This is a genomic window from Aquipseudomonas ullengensis, assembly GCF_014174475.1.
Taxonomy (GTDB): domain Bacteria; phylum Pseudomonadota; class Gammaproteobacteria; order Pseudomonadales; family Pseudomonadaceae; genus Aquipseudomonas; species Aquipseudomonas ullengensis.
On the sequence record NZ_JACJUD010000003.1, the window covers coordinates 226844 to 244906 of the forward strand.

The window sequence follows — 18063 nt, forward strand, 5'->3', positions numbered from 1 at the left end:
CTGGCGGCTCGCTCGGGCTGCATACAACAACGCCCCGCTACGGCTTGCCGTGCGGGGCGTTTTGTTTGTGCTGCCAGGGCCTAGATATGCTGCAGGACGACTTCCAGCGCGCTGGCCTGCTCGTCGGCCAGGTCGATGATGTGGAAGCCGCTCCAGCCATTCTGGTTATTGGCGCCGGGGCGGCTCCAGAGGCAGTCGGCGCCCAGGCGGATCTCATGGATGTCATCCACCGGCGGCTCCACTGTCAGGCGGCATTCCCAGACCGAGTCGTTTTCCAGTGGGCTCTCGCTGAACAGCATGAAGCCGTCTGCGGAGAGGTCAACGACGCGCCCGAGGCGGCGGCCGGAGTGAAGGTCGAAGACCTCGATGTGCAGCTCGGTGGCATGCCGGCTGTGTTGACGACGGTCGTCCAAATCAGGCTCCTTGTTCGACTTCGGTGGCGCGCCCGGTAAAGCGCTGGAGAACGCGATAGATCGCACTGAGGGCACGATCTACCAGGGGGGATCCGCGCTCGGGTGTGACGATGCGTGCCAACCCCTGTTCCATTTCCTGGGCCAGTTGGCGGATCGGTTTGATCGCCACGCGTTGTCCGCTGTGGTCGACAAACATGTAGTTATGCGTGGTCGGGCTGAACCAGGACAGCTTCAGCGCGCGAGTGTCTTCACCTTGGACGAATTCGAACCAGGTGCCGAATTCGACCTGTTGCAGCTCCTTGATCAGCGCCTGGGTGCGTGGCGAAAGGGTGCCGCTGGGCTTGGCCGGTTCGGCCAGTACGGCGTCCTCGCCGAGCATGGCACCGAGCGGGCTGTCCGGCAGCTGGGTCTTGATCTGTGCGGCCAGTTGCGGCTGCTGGGCCTGCACGGCGTGCTGGCAGGCAACGATGTCCTGCAGCAGGCGGCGGACGCCATCCTCGTGGTAGCCGCCGAGCAGTTCCAGGCCCTTGCGCAGGTCGTCGAGCAGCGACACGCGCTGGCTTTGCAGGCGCGCGCGGCCGTCGGCGTCGAGCACGGTGCCGCTCCAGGCCAGCAGTTCGGCGACTTCGCCGGAGCGCTGCCATTCCGTGCTGCGCTCGCCATGGCGGAGCAGCACGAAGACCAGCACATCGGCCCAGGTCAGTTCGAGGAAGTTGCGGATGATCGTCGGCAGCTCACGCTCATTCACTGCCTTGGCGATGACCTCGACGGCCAGCTGGCGGGCGCCGAGCAGCTTGTCGCGGCCCTTGGCGGCCTCCACGGCGCGGCGCTCGCGTAACTCGACCTTGTGCTTGAGGGTGGCAACGAATTCGTTGAACTCTTCCAGCAGGCTGTCGAAGAGCTGCAGGTCGCCGACGAAGCCGTGGATCACCCGTTCGACCACCCACTGCATCTTCGCCAGCAGTCCGCGTTCGTCGCCTTCGCCGCCATACAGCACGCCGGCCTGGGCCATGGTGTTGAGCAGGCGGCGGGCGGGGTGGTGATGCTGGGTGAACAGGGCTTTGTCCTGCAGCGCCACTTTGAGGTAGGGCGTGTGCAGGTGGGAGAGGGCGGTCTTGCAGGTGTCCGGCAGGTTGTCGTCATCGAGGATGAAGTCGAACAGCATGCCGACCAGGTCGATCACGTCGGCTTCCTGATCGGACAGCTTCTGCTGACCGGGGAGCGCGCTATGGGTTTCCAGTTGCTGCTGCAGGCCGGCCTTGAGCTCTTCCACCGGCTGCGGGTTGTGCAGGCGCTGGGCTAGGTTGCTGGCGGACTGCTCCTGCAGGCGGTTGAGTGCCGCCAGCAGTTCGTTGGCACTGTAAGTGCTGGTGGCCGTGCGCGGCGAGAAGCTAGCGATACTGCGGGCGCCGCCGGGTAGCGGGGCGTCGATGTCACGCTCGCGGCGCTCGCTGAGTAGCGCGGTCAGGCCGCCGAACAGTTGGGTCGGGTCGGCTGACGGCGGCGCGTTGAGGTCAGCAGGTGGCAGTGGTTGGCCAGTGCCTGCGGCCGGCCCGGTATAGGGGCTGCTGGTGTTGCCACGTGCGGCGCCGGTTTCGTGTCTCGGGGCAGGAGGGTTGCCGTCCGCTACCGGCGCGGTAGGTTCGCTCGGGCGTTCGGCACTGCTGGCGGCGCGCTGCGGGGTGAATTTGAGGTTGGGCAGGATGCCGGCGGCGATCAGGCGCTGGTTGAGCATCTCGTATAGAGAGTCGAGGCCCTCCATCACGTTGCGATCGAACAGCATGTAAAGAATGACCTTGATCCGCAGCGGGAACGGATGGGGCGCCAGGGCGCCGCGGAAGGCATCGGCAATTGCCTGGGGGCCGAACGGGTTGCTGTCTTCGCCGAGTTTGTGGCCGTTGTTGAGCAGGGCCAGGCGCTGGTCGAGGGCAAACAGGCTGCGTGCGCTGTGGGCGCGCACGCGGCTGACCATATTGGTCACCTGCAGGCTTTCTTCATATTCCTCGTTCTGCACCAGCTCCAGCAGCTCGGCGTCGAGCGCGCCGCTGCCGGGTACGGCTTTCAGCTTGCCCTCGAGGAAGTCGGAGAAATTCTGTGCGATGCGCTGGTGGTAGCTGCGCTCGACTTGCGGGCGCAGCTTGCGGATGTCGCGCATGCTGTCGAAAAACAGGGTCTGTAGCCGATTGTTCTCGGCTTTTTCTGCGCATTCGAAAAGGCTGTCGTCGACTTGAGCGAAGACCCCGCCGAGATGCTCTGCCAGATTGTTCATCACCAGTTTGCGGCAGTCCTGCACCAGTTCGCTGAAGCGAGGCTGGATGCCGCGGCTTGCCAGCCCGGGTATGGGTTTGGGGGGTGGGGGCGGAGCGTCCTGGGAACTCATGGGTAATCCTGGGTGTAACGGCGACCTTGCTCAGGCCGCTGTGAGGGAGAACATGCTGCAAAGATAGAGTAGTCGGTTATTTTTCGGCAAAGCATTGTTCAATAAGTCTTTTAAAGGGTTGACAGCAATTTTTTGGTGGGTAAAATGGCGCGCCTCTGATACGGGAAACGGCGAAAGCCGAAGCCAGTAAAGGAGCGAGAAGGTTACAAGTTCCGCGATAGCTCAGTTGGTAGAGCAAGTGACTGTTAATCACTGGGTCCCTGGTTCGAGTCCAGGTCGTGGAGCCAACTTTCTTATCGGGGTATAGCGCAGTCCGGTAGCGCGCTTGCTTTGGGAGCAAGATGTCGGGAGTTCGAATCCCCCTACCCCGACCATTTTTGGGTCGTTAGCTCAGTTGGTAGAGCAGTTGGCTTTTAACCAATTGGTCGTAGGTTCGAATCCCACACGACCCACCATTTCAAGCTTGCTTGAAAGTAAGAAACCCGCCAAGTGCGGGTTTTTTATTGCCTGTGATTTGGTGTCGTGGAGCGCACGACCTATTGCCATGCGCTTCACAACCGCCTCAATGCAACTTGAGGCGTGGTTCGGTGCTGCGGCCGATGCGGTCGCTGAGCATCAGCAGGGCGGTGCGGAAAATTCCGTACAGGGCCATCTGGTGCATGCGGTACAGCGAAATGTAGAACATCCGCGCCAGCCAGCCTTCCAGTTTGACGCTCCCCATCAGGTTGCCCATCAGGTTGCCGACCGCAGAGAAGCGCGACAGCGAGATCAGCGAGCCGTAGTCGCGGTAGCTGAAGGTCGGCAGTGCTTCGCCATTGAGGCGCAGCTTGAGCGCCTTGGCCAGTAGCGAGGCTTGTTGGTGGGCGGCTTGAGCGCGGGGCGGTACGGTGCGCTCGCTGCCGTCGCCGATGGGGCAGGCGGCGCAGTCGCCGAAGGCGAAGATATTGTCGTCCAGGGTGGTTTGCAGGGTAGGGCGCACCACTAGCTGGTTGATCCGGTTGCTTTCCAGTCCGTCGAGATCCCTGAGGAAGGCCGGTGCGCGGATGCCGGCGGCCCAGACTTTCAGGCTGGCCGGGATCTCCATGCCCTGGGCGGTGAGCAGGGCGGTGCTGTTCACCTGGCTGACGGCGGTGCCGGTCAGTACCGTGACGCCGAGCTTTTCCAGGGTCTTGTGCACCGGGCCGCTGATGCGCTCGGGCAGTGCGGGCAGTACCCGTGGGCCGGCTTCGACCAGGGTGATACGCATGTTCTGCGGCTGGATGCCGTCCAGGCCATAGGCGGCCAGTTCGTGGGCGGCATGGTGTAGCTCGGCGGCCAGTTCGACCCCGGTGGCACCGGCACCGACGATGGCCACGCTGATGTGGCTGTCGTCCAGGCGTCCGGCGTGGGCGCGCAGGTAGTGGCTGAGTAGTTGGCGGTGGAAGCGCTCGGCCTGCTCGCGGGTGTCGAGGAAGATGCAGTGCTCGCCCGCGCCAGGGGTGCCGAAGTCGTTGGTGGTGCTGCCGACGGCGATGACCAGGCTGTCGTAGGTCAGCTCGCGCTCGGGCAGCAGCTCGCCGCCATCTTCGTCGAGGGTGGCGGCCAGGCGGATGCGGCGCTTGGCGCGGTCGAGCGCGCTCATGCGCCCCAGCTGAAACTCGAAATGATTCCACTTGGCCTGGGCCACGTAGTTCAGTTCGTCCTCGGAGGAGTTCAGCGAGCCGGAGGCCACTTCGTGCAGCAGCGGTTTCCAGATGTGGGTGAGGTTGGCGTCGACCAGTACAACCTTGGCCTGGCCGCGTTTACCCAAGGTGCTACCCAGGCGGGTAGCAAGCTCCAGGCCGCCGGCGCCGCCGCCGACGATCACGATGCGATGTGTCATGGGGATATCTCATAAGGCTTACGGAATCCGTAGTGGCCGGGCGAGCGCGAAGCAGCTCAGAGCACCAGGCGGGAAAGGAGGCGGCTGAGAACGCCGAGGGCGATGACGATCAGCAGGGTGATGCCCAGCAGGCGCCAGGTGCGGAACGGCTTGCGTTCGACCTGGTGTTGCGGAGCGCTCAGGTATTGGTCAACGCGTTGCTGATCTTCTGGGCTCAAGCGGCTGGACATGGCAGGCCTCGCGGGTTGATGAAGTCATTCTAGCTGGCTCGCGGACAGCGGCTCAACGCAAAGCGCATCGCCCAGGCGAATGATCCCGCCCTGCAGTACGCGAGCGGTGATGCCGCCATGGCCGCGAGTGGCTTGGAAGGTGCCTGTGCCGAGGCGTTCCTCCAGGCGCGCGCAGGGTTGGCACCAGCCGGTGGTTTCGAAAATGGCCTGGCCGATGCGAAAGCGCCGGTTCTTGAGGCTGAACAGGTTGATCCCGCCGATGGCCAGGTTGCGGCGCAGGTCGGCGGGAACGATGGGATGTTGTGCGGGGCGCTCGAGCAGGGCGCTGATCACGGCCAGGTGTTCCCACTGGATCAGTGTCACCTGGCGCGCGTTACGCGGCCCCGGACGGGCGTGGTCACCAGTCAGCCCGGCTTCACGACGCGCTTCCACGGCTTGCAGTTCGAGCATGTCGCCGCGCGATTGCGGGCGTACGCCGATCCAGCGCACCTGGCCTTGTTGCGGCACCACTGCGATCAACTCCTGTAGCGGGCTCACAGGCTGATCCCGACATCGAACAGGGTGGTGCGGCCCAGGTTGTTGCGCAGGAAGTCCGGCGCATCGGCATGGGCGAACAGCACGCGGCTGTAGGTTGGGCCGACCAGTGACAGCGAGCGCCAACCCTGGCGCAGGTACTCGCCGGGTGGCGGGAACGGTGTGTTGAAGTCCGGCAGGTCGCGTTTCAAGCTGACAAAGGCCAGCAGGTCCAGCTCGCTGAGATCGATGCCGCGCTCGCGGTAGTTGTGCGCCTTCTTGCGCAGGGTGGTGGCCAGGCGCGCCTGCAACTCGCTGGCGGGCATGCGCCGGGGGCGTCGCTCGCGGCGCAGAAGCTGGCTGAGGGACAGGGCGCCGCGGCGGCGCTCTAGCTCGGCACGCCATTCGTCATTCAGGCGGCGGCCTTCATCGAGGACGAAGAACACTTCGAAATTCGCCTCGCGAAACTGTACGTCGGGCGGTTCCTGGGCAGAGCCACTGAACTCTTCCTGGCGAAAGGGCACGTTCAGCCCGAGCAGCAGGCGCTGGCAGACCCAGCGCTCGCGCTCCCACTTGCGCGCATTGGATAGGAAGTCGTTGGCCTGCTCGGCCTGCCGGGTGAGCAGGCGCAGGTAGTCGGAGTCGTCCATGGCCGCAGCATAACCGCAAATGCGCCGGGCGGCAGTGGTCGCGCTGAAGCCCGGGATGGCCGGGTGTAGACTGGGCCATCGTTGTTGAGGGTTGCCATGTCGATTCGTCCCATCGCTCCGGCCGACCATGCGGCGCTCGTCGCTCTGTGGCGGCGCACGCCCGGTATCCGTCTGCGTCCCGAGGATGCCTTCACGCCGTTCTGTGCCTATCTGGCGCGTAATCCGGGGCTCAGCCTGGCCTGTGACATCGAAGGCCAATTGGTTGGTTGTGTCATGGCCGGGCATGACGGTCGCCGCGGCTACCTGCAGCATCTGGTGGTGGATGAGCCTTGGCGCGGGCGGGGACTGGCGCAGGCATTGCTGGATGAGGTGCTGACGCGCCTGGCGGCCTTGGGTATCGACAAGTCCCACGTCTTCGTCGTGCGCGATGCGCAGCAGTCCATGGATTTCTGGCGCGCGCAGGGCGGTTGGGCTGCGCGCGACGATATTCAGGTGTTCTCCACGACGGTGGTTGAGTCGTGATCAGTTCAGCGCTGCTGTCGGCCAGTAGCCTGTGGGTGGGCTGGCTGGTGTATCTCGCCTTCGTGCTCTGGGCTGCCTGGCGCGCGCCCTGGGTCGAGCTGTTCAGTGACCAGCGTCGCCAACACCTGCTGTTCGGCACCATGCTGGGGTTGTTCCTGCTCTGGTTAGTCAGGCGTGATTTCGCCTCGGGGCTGTCCTTCCATTTCATTGGCATGACGGCAGTAACCCTGTTGCTGGATTGGCCGCTGGCTGTTCTGGGCGGACTCGCTGCGCAGCTGGGCTTGTTGCTGGTGGGGCGGCAGGATCTGGCGGCGCTGGGCGTCAATGGTGTGTTGCTGGTACTGATTCCGGTGGCGGTCACCGAGTTCTTCGCGCAATGGGTCGAGCGCCGTCAGCCGCGCAATCTGTTCGTCTACATCTTCTGCTGCGGCTTCTTTCCGGCAGGGCTGGCGGCGATGCTGTGCCTGCTCACCGGTTTGGGCGTGCTGTGGTTCGACGGGCTGTATGTGATGCCGCCGTGGCTGGAGGACTTCATCGGCTACCTGTGGCTGGTGATGTTCCCCGAGGCATTCATCAACGGCATGCTGGTCACCGGGCTGGTGGTGTTCTATCCGGACTGGCTGGAGACGTTCAATCGCACGCGCTACCTGTCTGCGCCCTGGAAGGATGACGACGTCCCGCATGATTGATCCGGGTCAACCACTCCACGAGGCGAGCCGGGCATGCTGGCGAAAACAGCAGAGGGATCGGGAATGAGTATTCACGAATGGGCGCGGCGCGAAGTGGCGGCGAGCCGTGTGCGGGGCGAAGAGTTGGGTTTTGACGCCGTGCTGGCTTTACGCGCGTTGCTCAGTGCGGTGGTCGAACAGAATGGTACATCGCGCAGCAGTGAAGACTTGGCGCATGAGCTGCAATTTCTCGCCGACAATCTCGATAGCGAGCGGGATTACAGTTTCATGCGCCCCTGAGTCGAGGGCGGCTCAGTGTCCGCGTGGCGGCATGTCTTCGGAAAACAGCTCGTCTTCCAGGTTGTCGCCGGGAATGGCGTGGGCTTCCGTGGCCCAGGCGCCGAGATCGATCAATTTGCAGCGCTCGCTGCAGAACGGCCGGCTCGGGCTTTGCGGGCCCCATTCGACGGGCGCGCCGCAGGTTGGGCAATCCACTGTGGCACTCATGGTTGGCCTCCGCGTAGGGTCAGATAAAAGTGATGCAGGCGTTCGACCTCGCTGTTTAGCCAGGCCAAGTCGCGGTCGTTGACCAGGATGTCGTCGGCGTGTCGCAGGCGTTCTTCGCGATTGGCCTGGACGCGCAGGATGGCTTTGACCTGCTCCTCGCTGCTCTGGTCGCGCACCATGGTGCGCTGCAGCTGCAATTGCTCCGGCGCGTCCACCACCAGCACGCGCTGGGTCATGCGGTGTTGGCCGGACTCCACCAGCAATGGCGAAACCAGAATCGCATAGGGTGATTCAGCCTTGGCCAGGTACTGGGCGATTTCCTGGCCGATCAGCGGGTGCAGCAGGCTTTCCAGCCAGCGTCGTTGCTGCTCGTCCTGAAACACCAGTTCACGGAGGCGGGCGCGGTTCAGCGTGCCATCGGCCTGCAGTACCTGCTCGCCGAAGCGTTCGACGATTTTCGCCAAAGCTGGTTTGCCGGGCTCGACCACCCAGCGGGCGGCATGGTCGGCATCGACCAGATGCACGCCAAGCTCCATGAAGTGCTGGGCAACGGCGCTCTTGCCGCTGCCAATACCGCCCGTAAGGCCAAGAATCCAGGGTGTGCTCATCAAAAACCGGCGAAGTGGAGATAGGTCCCGGTTATTTGATCACCCCAGAGCAGCGCAATCCAGCCGGCAATTGCCAGGTAGGGGCCGAAGGGGATTGGTGTGCTGGTTTCCTGATTGCGCAGGCGCAGCATGATCACGCCCAATACCGCGCCTACCAGAGACGACAGCAGGATGGTCAGCGGCAATACCTGCCAGCCACCCCAGGCGCCGAGCATGGCCAGCAGTTTGAAGTCGCCGTAGCCCATGCCTTCCTTGCCGGTCAGCAGTTTGAACAGCCAATACACCGACCACAGGCTGAGATAGCCAGCAACAGCGCCCCACAGGGCGTCTTCCAGGTTGGTGATCAGACCGAAGTTGTTGACGATCAAACCCAGCCACAGCAGCGGCAGAACCAAGGAGTCTGGCAGTAGCTGGTGATCACAATCGATCAGGCTCATCGCCAGCAGCCCCCAGGTCAGCATCAGCATCCCGGCGGCTTGCCAGCCAAAGCCGAAGTGATAGGCGACATAGCCAGAGAGCAGGCCGCAGGCAAGTTCCACCAGCGGGTAGCGTTTGCTGATGGGCGCTTTGCAGCTGGAGCACTTGCCGCCGAGGAACAGATAGCTGACTACCGGGATGTTTTCCCAGGCCTTGATCTGATGGTTGCAGTGGGGGCAGCTGGAGTGGGGGAGAACGAGGTTGAAGGTGCTGGTTGCAGGCTCTTCCGGTAGCTCAAGGACTTCGCGGGCCTGTGTTCTCCAGTCGCGGAACATCATCTTGGGTAGACGGTAGATAACAACGTTAAGGAAGCTGCCAATCAACAGGCCGAGCAGAAATACGGATAAAACAAAGGCCAGCAAATTGCCGGCCAGAAAGTCGATCAGTGACATTTACTTGCCGCCCACTACGTTGCCCAGTTGGAAGAGAGGCAGGTACATGGCGATGATGAGGCCGCCGACCAAGACGCCAAGTACAGCCATGATCATGGGTTCCATCAGCGTAGCGAGATTGTCGACTTTGTTGTCTACTTCGTCTTCATAGAACGTTGCTACTTTGTCCAACATAACGTCTAGAGCGCCAGATTCCTCGCCAATAGCTGTCATTTGAATAGCCATGGTAGGGAATACTGCAGTGGTGCGCATGGCGAAGTTCAGTTGTGAGCCCGATGAAACGTCCTGTTTGACCTTGAGCACTGCGTTGCGAAAAACCACGTTACCCACCGCTCCTGCTACTGAGTCCAGGGAGTCAACCAGAGGTACGCCTGCAGCGAAGGTGGTGGCTAGGGTTCGTGCATATCGTGCAATAGCCGATTTGTACAAAATATCCCCGATAATCGGTGCTTTCAGCAGAGTGCGATCTTTCCAGTTACGGAATTTTTCCGAGCGCTGGTTGGCTTCTTTGAGCGCCCATGCCGCTCCAAACAATACTGCGACAAAGACGAACCACCATCTCTGAAGTCCCTCAGACATGGTTACTACCATCTGAGTAAAGGCCGGCAGTTCTGCTCCAAAGCCTTCAAAAACCTCTTTGAACGCGGGGACTACCTTGATCAATAGAACAGAGGTCACGATGACTGCCACCACTATTACTGCGATAGGGTAGGTCATGGCCTTCTTGATCTTGGCCTTCATTGCCTCAGTCTTTTCTTTGTAGGTGGCGACACGATCAAGAAGAGTTTCCAAGGCGCCAGCCTGCTCGCCGGAGTCGACCAGGTTGCAGTAAAGATCGTCAAAATATTTAGGCTGTTTACGCAGGGCGGTGGCAAAGGAGTTGCCTGCTGCAACTTCCTGTTTTAGGTCATCCACCAGCTTGCGCATGTTGGGATTTTCAAATCCCTCGCCAATTATCTCGAACGCCTGCAGTAATGGCACGCCGGCCTTCATCATGGTCGCCATCTGGCGGGTGAACAGAGCAATGTCCATTGGTTTGATTGGCTTGCCTGCACTGAATAGTGAGGCAGACTTTTTGCGAACCTTGATCGGATTGATGCCTTGCTTGCGCAGCTGTGCTTTGACCAGTGCAGGATTGAGCCCGCTTAGCTCGCCCTTGATTTTCGCACCTTGTCGATTGGTGCCCTCCCAAGAGAACTGGCTTGTTTTTAGTGCTTTTTCCGCCATGGGTGTCAGTCCTTGGTCACGCGATTGATTTCTTCAAGGCTGGTGGTGCCTTGAATTACCTTGATCAAACCGGATCTGCGCAGATCATTGAAGCCGTCTTTGCGCATTTGTGCGGCAATATCGATGGAGTTGCCATCTTCCATGATAATCCGCTGCAGCGCCGGCGTGTTTTTAACCACTTCATAAATCCCCAATCGACCTTTGTAGCCGTCCTTGCAGTTTTCACAGCCGACAGGGCCGTAGATCTTGAACGTACCGATCTCTGCGTCCTTGAAGCCTTCCTCGCGCAATGTCTCGTGCGGAATGGCTACTTCACGTTTGCAAGTGCTGCAGAGTTTGCGTGCCAGGCGCTGGGCAATGATCAGGTTGACTGATGTGGCAATGTTGAAGCTGGGTACGCCCATGTTACGCAGGCGAGTCAGGGTTTCGGCGGCGCTATTGGTGTGCAGGGTCGACATGACCATGTGGCCAGTTTGCGCAGCCTTGATGGCAATTTCGGCGGTTTCCAGGTCGCGGATTTCGCCGACCATGATGATGTCCGGGTCCTGGCGCAGGAACGCACGAAGAGCTTGCGAGAAGTCCATACCGTGTCTTGGGTTGACGTTGACCTGGTTGATACCCTCCAGGTTGATTTCCACCGGATCTTCTGCTGTGGAAATGTTCACGTCGGCGGTATTGAGAATATTCAGGCCGGTATACAATGAAACGGTTTTGCCCGAGCCGGTAGGGCCGGTGACCAGGATCATGCCCTGTGGTTGTTTCAGGGCGGTCATATAAAGGTCTTTTTGCGACTCTTCGTAGCCGAGGGCGTCGATGCCCATTTGTGCGCTACTCGGGTCGAGAATCCGCATCACGATTTTTTCGCCCCAGAGTGTGGGCAGGGTGTTGACCCGAAAGTCGATGGCTTTGCTCTTGGAGATTTTCATCTTGATGCGGCCGTCCTGCGGCCTGCGGCGCTCAGAGATATCGAGGCCGGCCATTACCTTGAGGCGCGCGGATATGCGCGGGGCGAGCTGGATCGGCGGGCGCGCCGTTTCGTGCAGCATACCGTCGGTGCGGAAGCGTACTCGGTAGGCTTTCTCGTAGGGCTCGAAGTGCAGGTCGGATGAGCCGCCTTTGATGGCATCCAGCAGCATCTTGTTGACGAATCGTACGACGGGGGCGTCGTCAGCATCATTACCGCCACCACTGTCGTCTTTGTCATCATTGACGGCTTCGACATCCAGTCCCTCTAGGTCGACATCGGCCAACCCTTCCATTCCACTGCTCGCGGAGTCGAAGAACTTCTCGATAGCATCACCGAGTTTATCGTCCTCCACCAGAATGGCTTCGGTGTTGAGTCCGGTGCTGAACTGGATATCGGTGGTGGCCTGGTGATTGGTTGGGTCGGAGATGCCGATGAACAATTTATTGCCGCGGCGCCACAGGGGGAGTGCGCGGTGCTGGCGAATCAGCTTTTCACTGATTAGCTCGCGGGGTTGGCTGTCCTTGTCGATTACATTGAGGTCGACAAAAGCCACCCCGAACTGCTCGGAGGTCAGCTCGGCCAGTGCACGGCTTTTAACCAGCTTGTTTTGTACCAGGTACGTCACTAGCGACAATTTGTTGCGCTGAGCCTGTTGCTGGGCTTGCAGGGCGGCTTTTTCATCCAGCAGCTCGGCGATGACCACTTGTTTGGCCAGGCCGGTGAGGGCGGGGAGATCGTTCATTGCGGGCTCCATAACAATCCAAGCCTTATAGCTTAGTTGCCTATCCCTGCCAAACCTTGCTCGTTGGGGTGACGAAAAGTGGCAGTTAGTGACTGCCTGTTGAGTGGAAGCTTGTGCAGTGATTCGCCAACATGCCGGCTAGGCGAGGGAGTAAAGTTGGCATGAAGGGTGCTTTGGTGTATTCAGGTCGCTGGACCTGCCCATTACTCAGGAGATAGTCCATGAAAGCTCAAAAAGGTTTTACCCTGATCGAACTGATGATCGTAGTAGCGATCATCGGTATTCTGGCTGCTATCGCACTGCCGGCTTACCAAGAATACGTCAATAAGGGCAAGATCAACTCTTGCCTGGGCGAGGCTGCTGCCCATGTTAAGGCGCGTGCGGCGTCGATCATTGCTGAAACAACTCCGACTGCTTACGCGTCTTCTGCTTGCGCCTCCTCCACTGCAGCTGATCCTGCTACCCTTGCAGCGCTCACAGGTAATGCTACTTTCACTGCGAAAGATGCAGATGCCACCGTAATTACGTGTGATTGGACTACTACTACCTGCTCTGCTGGTAGCTGATTAGTTCAGGCTTAAGCTAAAGGCAAGCTGTTGATAGCTATATGTCTTCAGTTTGTATGAGAAACCCCGGCTTGCCGGGGTTTTTTTCTTTCAATCATTTTGCTTTTGTATGCGGTTTTTTCAAATTCAGTCAGTTGGAAACAGGGATGTTGTGATATGCGTCGTATAGTGCCTTGTGTGTTTTTCTGGCTTGGTGCCTTTTTTTTGCCCAATGCTGTTCTGGCCCTATGTGCTTATGGTTTAGGTGTCGGGCGGCCTGCCGTTAATCTCGATTTTGCGATTTGTACCCTGCTTCTTGCTTTCGGCTGGCGTTGGTTGGGTGCAGCTGCGCTCGCCAGTGTATTGGTGGTGGATGTTCTAAGTTTGTTGGGGCAGGTCATGCCGTTCAATCGTGTGAGTGACGTTCTCTATCTCTTGCAGTTCAGCAAGCTCGCATCGGTTAAGTATCTGCTGTTGGTTGTGCTGGTTTTAACTGTTGTGCTGCTTCTGGCTGCGGTTGTGTTTTATGCGGCTGGGAGAGTTAACAGATTAGTCGCTCTTGTTTCTTTTAATATATTGGCATTGGCCAGTGTATTGGCTCCGCCATCCGAGACGTTGGGTAAAAGTAGATATTATCGTGCGGCTGAGTACTCGTGGGTTGAGAGCCAGTCGGTTGCGTGGATAAAAGCGCGTAACGGACTTTTCTTGAATATGTTTGCTGGTGAAGGTGATCCGCTGGTTGCGCTGAAGGGGAAGAGTGCATCAGACCCTTTCTGGAATGAGGTAAGTAATGGTGGTGGAACCGGAAGGATGTTGCTGGTGGTTGTGGAGTCCTGGGGGGTGCCGAAAGAGGCACGTATTCAGGACGCTATACTGGCTCCACTACGAAAACTCAAGCTTCCTGGTGCTAACTACGGGGAAATCAATTATTCGGGTATGACCCTCGCAGGGGAGTTGCGAGAACTCTGTCATCTTTATCCCGAACACTATAATTTGGCGAATGTTACTCATGGTTTTGAGGGTTGTTTGCCTAATCGCTTGCGTGAGAAAGGTTTTGCGACGGCCTCGATGCATGGCGCAACTAGTCTTATGTATGACCGGCATCACTGGTATCCACGTGCAGGGCTCGATCAGCGCGTTTTTTTTGAAGATCGCACTTGGCCTCAGCGTTGCTACTCATTTCCTGGGGCTTGTGATCTTGACCTGCTTCCCGTTGTAATAGATTTCTTTGCACAGCCTGGTCGTCGTTTTTTCTATTGGCTTACCTTGAACTCACATGGGCCATATGATCTTCGTGACTTACGAGAAGATCTGTTTGATTGCGAGGCTTATGGGGTCGCTGTCGATACAGAATCGTGTCGAAATTTCAAATTGCAGGCGCAATTTTTCGAGGGGTTTGCGCGTTTGCTGTCTTCGCCAGAGATGAAAGGAGTAGAGTTTGTGCTAGTAGGGGATCATGTCCCTATGCTGCTGAATGTTGCTGAGAAGACTCGGTCATTTAATCAGGAGGTGGTGCCCTGGGTTTCTGGTGTGGTCAGATAATGTTTGGGTAATCCATGCGGACTTTGCCGTCATGTGGCGCAGTCGTTAGGGGTTCTGGTGAGGCATCGCCAGTGCACTCTGCATGTAATTACACCTTTGTTGTGGAGGATGTTCGCGCACGTTCCATGTCGGTGCCGGTCAGTCTGTAGGGCTGCGTGCTCGTAACGCGAAGGTCGCAGATTCGATTCCTGTCTCCGCACCATATAAAAGAAAGCCCCGCATTGGCTGGGCTTTTTGTTGGTTGCGATTTGCGGCTTACAGGCTGAGGCGCATCGACAGGTCGATGGCTTTGACGTCCTTGGTCAGGCTGCCAATGGAGATGTAGTCCACACCGGTTTCGGCGATGGTGCGAAGGGTGCTTTCGTTGATGCCGCCGGAGGCTTCCAGCTTGGCGCGGCCGGCAGTTATGGCTACGGCTTTGCGCATGTCGTCCAGGCTCAGTTCGTCGAGCATGATGATGTCGGCGTCGGCATCCAGGGCTTGTTGCAGTTCTTCCAGACTTTCCACTTCGACTTCTACCGGCTTGCCTGGGGCGATGCCGTGGGCGGCGCTGATGGCTTGGGCGATACCGCCGCAGGCGGCGATGTGGTTTTCCTTGATCAGGAAGGCGTCGTACAGGCCGATGCGGTGGTTGTGGCAGCCGCCCTGGGTTACGGCGTACTTCTGTGCCAGGCGCAGGCCTGGCAAGGTCTTGCGGGTGTCCAGCAGTTTGACCTGGGTGCCTTGCACCAGGTCGGCAAAGTGCTGGCAGCGGGTGGCGACGGCGGACAGGCTTTGCAGGAAGTTCAAAGCGCTGCGCTCGCCGCTAAGCAGGGCGCGGGCCGGGCCTTCAAGGCTGAACAACACCTGGTTGGCGCTGACGCGCTCACCATCGGCGACGTGCCAATGCACGGCTACGCGCGGGTCGAGCTGACGAAATACCGCGTCGACCCAGGCAGTACCGCAAACCACGGCATCTTCACGGGTGATGATGCTGGCCTGGGCTAGGCGTTCGGCGGGAATCAGTTGGGCGGTGATGTCGCCACTGCCGATATCTTCGCGCAGGGCGCGGCGCACGTTGGCTTCGATTTCGGCGCCGAGGTCGGCAAGGATCAGGTTGGGCATGGCGGCCTCCGCAGTCTGGTGGCGCGATTATAAGGATTGCCGACGGTCGGTGCAGGGAGCTTATGGGAGAAATTGCGGTCCATCTGCTAGACAGATAGGGCAGCTCGGTGGGTGGGCGTGACCGTTCGGCGCTGTTAATTCCGCGCTCTGTGAACCAGGTCATGTCTAACGAATGGGGTATTTGGTCATTCTTCGCCTCCCCCTATAATAAGGTTGGCCATAGATTTTGACGCCATACCTTTGACGTTACGGATAGCGTCCCGCCGATCGTAAGCAGGCAGACCCAGACCGGGTGCCTGCGGGAGACTCTCAATGCAGACTGACGCGAAAGTGGTGCACCTGAACAAGGTAGCCCCTGAGCAATCGCCAGCTTCGCCGGCAGGAAGGCTTCCCGTGGCTCTTATTCAGGTGCGCGACAAAGCGGCACAGCAGCTCAAGCAGGCGCTGCAGGCGCTGTTCGACAATGCGGACGACACTCTCTTTGAGATGGCCGATCGCGCGAACAGCAACGCCGAGCAGAACGCCTTCTTTGAAGCCATGCGCGACCTGCGCCTGAAGCGCAAGTCCATCGAGCGCGGCTTCCTGCAGAAGGTCTTCGAGAGCTTCGCCACCCTCAATCAATACGAAATCGGCAAGCCGCCACAGCTGGCGCCTGTTTCGTTCGACAGTTTGTCTCTGGTGCAGGACGACGTCCTGGAAGAGTCGGTTGCCCTCGATGCCATGGTGGCGCGGGTGATGAGCCGTGACGGCATGGCATTGGGTCACCTGACCACCCGCCTCAACGCGATGATTACCCAGAAACTCGACGACAAGAGCAATCCGCTCGGGCCGCGCATGCTCTGCGAGCGCTTCCTCGATGCCTGCGCCGGGCTGGGCGTGGAGATCCGGGTCAAGCTGATCATCCTCAAGCTGTTTGAAAAATACGTGCTGGCCGATCTCGACCAGCTCTATGCCGCGTCCAACCAGCAACTGGTCGAGGCTGGCGTGTTGCCGGAATTGAAGTCGGCTCCGCCGGCACGTCGCCAGGCGCCGGCTCAGCCGGGTACCGGCCGTGCAGCGCGCGATCAGGCTGCCGAGGTGGTTCAGGGCGAGTCCGCGGGCTACGGCAGTGCCGGTGAGCAGGAGGTCTTCGGCGTGTTGCAGGAGCTGCTGTCGCACGTGCGTGGCAGTGGCGCGGCTCCGCGCCGGCAGATGCCGGCCGATGCGCTGCCGATTTCCAGCAATGACCTGATGCGCCTGCTTTCTCACTTGCAGCAACGCCTGCCAGGTGAGATCGCGCCGGAACAGGATGACTACAACCTGCGCAGCCAGTTGGAACAGCTGCTGACCCGGGCCAGTGCCAAGAGTGGCAAGTCGCGGGTAGTCGGCGAAGTCGACGAGGATGTGATCAATCTGGTCGCCATGCTCTTCGAGTTCATTCTCGATGACCGCACCTTGCCGGACTCGCTCAAGGCGTTGATTGGCCGTCTGCAGATCCCGATGCTCAAGGTTGCGGTGCTGGACAAGACGTTCTTTAGTCGCGGCAGCCATCCGGCCCGTCGTCTGCTCAACGAGATTGCCTCTGCGGCGCTCGGCTGGAGTGGGCAGGGTGATGCGCAGCGCGATGTGCTGTATCAGCGCATCGAGCAGGTGGTGCAACGACTGCTCAATGACTTCAGCGATGATCCGGCGATCTTCTCCGATGTGCTGGCCGAGTTCCTTGCCTATACCGGCGACGAGCGCCGCCGCAGCGAACTGCTGGAACAGCGCACCCGTGACGCCGAGGAAGGCCGGGCCAAGGCCGATCAGGCCCGCCAGCAGGTCGAGCAGGCGCTGAATGCGCGGTTGCTTGGCAAGACCCTGCCGGAGGTGGTGGTGCGTCTGCTGCAGGAAGGCTGGAGCAAGGTGCTGCAGCTGACCTGCCTCAAGCACGGTGTCGAGTCTGATGACTGGCAGGCTGCGCTGGCGGTGATGGACGACCTGGTATGGAGCGTCGAGCCCCACGAGTCGCCGGAAGATCGCCTGCGCCTGCTGGAGCTGGTGCCTAGCCTGCTGAAATCCCTTCGTGACGGGTTGGCCAGTGCGGCCATCGATCCGTTCGTTACCAGCGAGTTCTTCAGCCAGCTGGAGTCGGTGCATGTGCAGGCCTTCCAGCGCTTCAAGCGCAGCCTGCCGGAAGTACAGCCAGAGCCCGAGCCGGAAGCTGTTGAAGGTGCGACAGCCGACGAAGGCGTGGCTGCCGAACTGAGCGGCATGCCGATGCTGGACTTGCCGTCGATCGATCTGGACCCGGTCGTCGAGCCGCCGGCGATGGTCGAGGTGGTCGAAGAAATTATCCTCCTGGCGCCGGGCGAGACCCGTCAGCAGGAGCCCGAAGCCAGCTTGCCGGATGACGATGAGGCGCTTGGTCAGGTCGACAGCCTGCGGGTTGGCAGCTGGGTGGAAATCCAGGAAGACGAAGAGCACAAGCTGCGCTGCAAGCTGGCGGCGATCATCAAGCCGACCGGCAAGTTCATCTTCGTCAACCGTACCGGCATGAAGGTCCAGGAGAAGACGCGCATGGGCCTGGCAGTAGAGTTCCGTCGCGGCGCGATCCGTATGCTCGACGATGCGCTGCTGTTCGACCGGGCGCTGGAGTCGGTGATCGGCAACCTGCGCAAGCTCAAGGGCGACTGACGCCTTGCTTGTTTGCCTACAACGCCCGGCCCTGTGCCGGGCGTTGTCGTTTCCGGGTGG

Annotated in this window: 18 protein-coding genes and 3 tRNA genes; 9 read left to right on the top strand and 12 right to left on the bottom strand. The window is 60.1% G+C overall.

Features of this window, described 5'->3' with window-relative positions; genetic code table 11:
* Nucleotides 1-80: 80 nt before the first annotated feature.
* Nucleotides 81-413 carry a PilZ domain-containing protein gene (locus H3H51_RS10350; RefSeq protein WP_183088967.1) on the bottom strand — a complete coding sequence of 111 codons (333 nt, stop codon included), beginning with the start codon at nucleotides 411-413 and terminating at the stop codon, nucleotides 81-83.
* Nucleotide 414: 1 nt separating this feature from the next.
* Nucleotides 415-2793, bottom strand: a complete 2379-nt coding sequence (locus tag H3H51_RS10355; protein WP_183088968.1) for a DUF1631 domain-containing protein — start codon at nucleotides 2791-2793, stop codon at nucleotides 415-417.
* Nucleotides 2794-3004: 211 nt separating this feature from the next.
* On the opposite strand from H3H51_RS10355, the gene H3H51_RS10360 reads away from it, so the two are divergent.
* The 3 genes from H3H51_RS10360 (at nucleotide 3005) to H3H51_RS10370 (ending at nucleotide 3248) form a co-directional block, all read left to right on the top strand.
* A tRNA-Asn gene (locus H3H51_RS10360) sits at nucleotides 3005-3080 on the top strand.
* A gap of 10 nt (nucleotides 3081-3090) precedes the next feature.
* A tRNA-Pro gene (locus tag H3H51_RS10365) sits at nucleotides 3091-3167 on the top strand.
* 5 nt (nucleotides 3168-3172) lie between these two features.
* Nucleotides 3173-3248: transfer RNA gene (locus tag H3H51_RS10370), tRNA-Lys, on the top strand.
* Nucleotides 3249-3355: 107 nt separating this feature from the next.
* On the opposite strand, the gene H3H51_RS10375 is transcribed toward H3H51_RS10370, so the two are convergent.
* Genes H3H51_RS10375 through H3H51_RS10390 form a run of 4 tightly spaced genes read right to left on the bottom strand, consistent with a single transcriptional unit; the run spans nucleotide 3356 to nucleotide 6047 of the window.
* Nucleotides 3356-4654, bottom strand: a complete 1299-nt coding sequence (locus H3H51_RS10375; RefSeq protein WP_183088969.1) for an NAD(P)/FAD-dependent oxidoreductase — start codon at nucleotides 4652-4654, stop codon at nucleotides 3356-3358.
* A gap of 56 nt (nucleotides 4655-4710) precedes the next feature.
* On the bottom strand, nucleotides 4711-4884 hold the full coding sequence (locus H3H51_RS10380; RefSeq protein WP_183088970.1) for a DUF3094 family protein: 174 nt from the start codon (nucleotides 4882-4884) through the stop codon (nucleotides 4711-4713).
* 24 nt (nucleotides 4885-4908) lie between these two features.
* On the bottom strand, nucleotides 4909-5421 hold the full coding sequence (locus H3H51_RS10385; protein WP_183088971.1) for an MOSC domain-containing protein: 513 nt from the start codon (nucleotides 5419-5421) through the stop codon (nucleotides 4909-4911).
* The gene (locus H3H51_RS10390; protein WP_183088972.1) at nucleotides 5418-6047 is read right to left on the bottom strand and encodes a DUF1780 domain-containing protein; all 630 of its coding nucleotides are present in this window, start codon (nucleotides 6045-6047) and stop codon (nucleotides 5418-5420) included. Before H3H51_RS10390 ends, H3H51_RS10385 begins: the two co-directional genes overlap by 4 nt.
* A gap of 96 nt (nucleotides 6048-6143) precedes the next feature.
* Between H3H51_RS10390 and H3H51_RS10395 the strand changes: the two genes are divergently transcribed.
* The 3 genes from H3H51_RS10395 (at nucleotide 6144) to H3H51_RS10405 (ending at nucleotide 7537) form a co-directional block, all read left to right on the top strand.
* Entirely contained in the window at nucleotides 6144-6569 is a 426-nt protein-coding gene (locus H3H51_RS10395; protein ID WP_183088973.1) for a GNAT family N-acetyltransferase, read from the top strand.
* Nucleotides 6566-7258, top strand: coding sequence for an energy-coupling factor ABC transporter permease (locus H3H51_RS10400; protein ID WP_183088974.1), 693 nt, complete (start codon nucleotides 6566-6568; stop codon nucleotides 7256-7258). Before H3H51_RS10395 ends, H3H51_RS10400 begins: the two co-directional genes overlap by 4 nt.
* Nucleotides 7259-7321: 63 nt before the next feature.
* Nucleotides 7322-7537: a hypothetical protein gene (locus tag H3H51_RS10405; protein ID WP_183088975.1), complete on the top strand. Its 216-nt coding sequence runs from the start codon at nucleotides 7322-7324 to the stop codon at nucleotides 7535-7537.
* Nucleotides 7538-7549: 12 nt separating this feature from the next.
* On the opposite strand, the gene yacG is transcribed toward H3H51_RS10405, so the two are convergent.
* The 5 genes from yacG to pilB are packed head-to-tail and all read right to left on the bottom strand — an operon-like array spanning nucleotide 7550 to nucleotide 12157.
* The gene (gene yacG, locus H3H51_RS10410; RefSeq protein ID WP_183088976.1) at nucleotides 7550-7744 is read right to left on the bottom strand and encodes a DNA gyrase inhibitor YacG; all 195 of its coding nucleotides are present in this window, start codon (nucleotides 7742-7744) and stop codon (nucleotides 7550-7552) included.
* Nucleotides 7741-8352 carry a dephospho-CoA kinase gene (gene coaE / locus H3H51_RS10415; protein ID WP_183088977.1) on the bottom strand — a complete coding sequence of 204 codons (612 nt, stop codon included), beginning with the start codon at nucleotides 8350-8352 and terminating at the stop codon, nucleotides 7741-7743. The genes yacG and coaE overlap by 4 nt, the downstream gene beginning before the upstream one ends.
* Nucleotides 8352-9221 (bottom strand): prepilin peptidase, encoded by an 870-nt coding sequence (locus tag H3H51_RS10420; RefSeq protein ID WP_183088978.1) that lies wholly within the window; start codon nucleotides 9219-9221, stop codon nucleotides 8352-8354. Before H3H51_RS10420 ends, coaE begins: the two co-directional genes overlap by 1 nt.
* Nucleotides 9222-10448, bottom strand: coding sequence for a type II secretion system F family protein (locus H3H51_RS10425; protein ID WP_183088979.1), 1227 nt, complete (start codon nucleotides 10446-10448; stop codon nucleotides 9222-9224).
* Nucleotides 10449-10453: 5 nt separating this feature from the next.
* The gene (pilB, locus tag H3H51_RS10430; protein WP_183088980.1) at nucleotides 10454-12157 is read right to left on the bottom strand and encodes a type IV-A pilus assembly ATPase PilB; all 1704 of its coding nucleotides are present in this window, start codon (nucleotides 12155-12157) and stop codon (nucleotides 10454-10456) included.
* A 221-nt stretch (nucleotides 12158-12378) separates the two neighbouring features.
* Between pilB and H3H51_RS21365 the strand changes: the two genes are divergently transcribed.
* Both H3H51_RS21365 and H3H51_RS10440 read left to right on the top strand, forming a co-directional pair.
* Entirely contained in the window at nucleotides 12379-12723 is a 345-nt protein-coding gene (locus tag H3H51_RS21365; protein WP_183088981.1) for a prepilin-type N-terminal cleavage/methylation domain-containing protein, read from the top strand.
* Between the two features lie 156 nt (nucleotides 12724-12879).
* A complete protein-coding gene (locus H3H51_RS10440) occupies nucleotides 12880-14244 on the top strand; it encodes a sulfatase-like hydrolase/transferase (RefSeq protein WP_183088982.1) in 1365 nt (454 codons plus the stop codon).
* 255 nt (nucleotides 14245-14499) lie between these two features.
* On the opposite strand, the gene nadC is transcribed toward H3H51_RS10440, so the two are convergent.
* Complete coding sequence (gene nadC, locus H3H51_RS10445; RefSeq protein ID WP_183088983.1) at nucleotides 14500-15348, bottom strand: carboxylating nicotinate-nucleotide diphosphorylase; 849 nt, start codon at nucleotides 15346-15348, stop codon at nucleotides 14500-14502.
* Between the two features lie 312 nt (nucleotides 15349-15660).
* Between nadC and H3H51_RS10450 the strand changes: the two genes are divergently transcribed.
* Entirely contained in the window at nucleotides 15661-18003 is a 2343-nt protein-coding gene (locus tag H3H51_RS10450) for a DUF1631 domain-containing protein (RefSeq protein ID WP_183088984.1), read from the top strand.
* Nucleotides 18004-18063 lie beyond the last annotated feature (60 nt).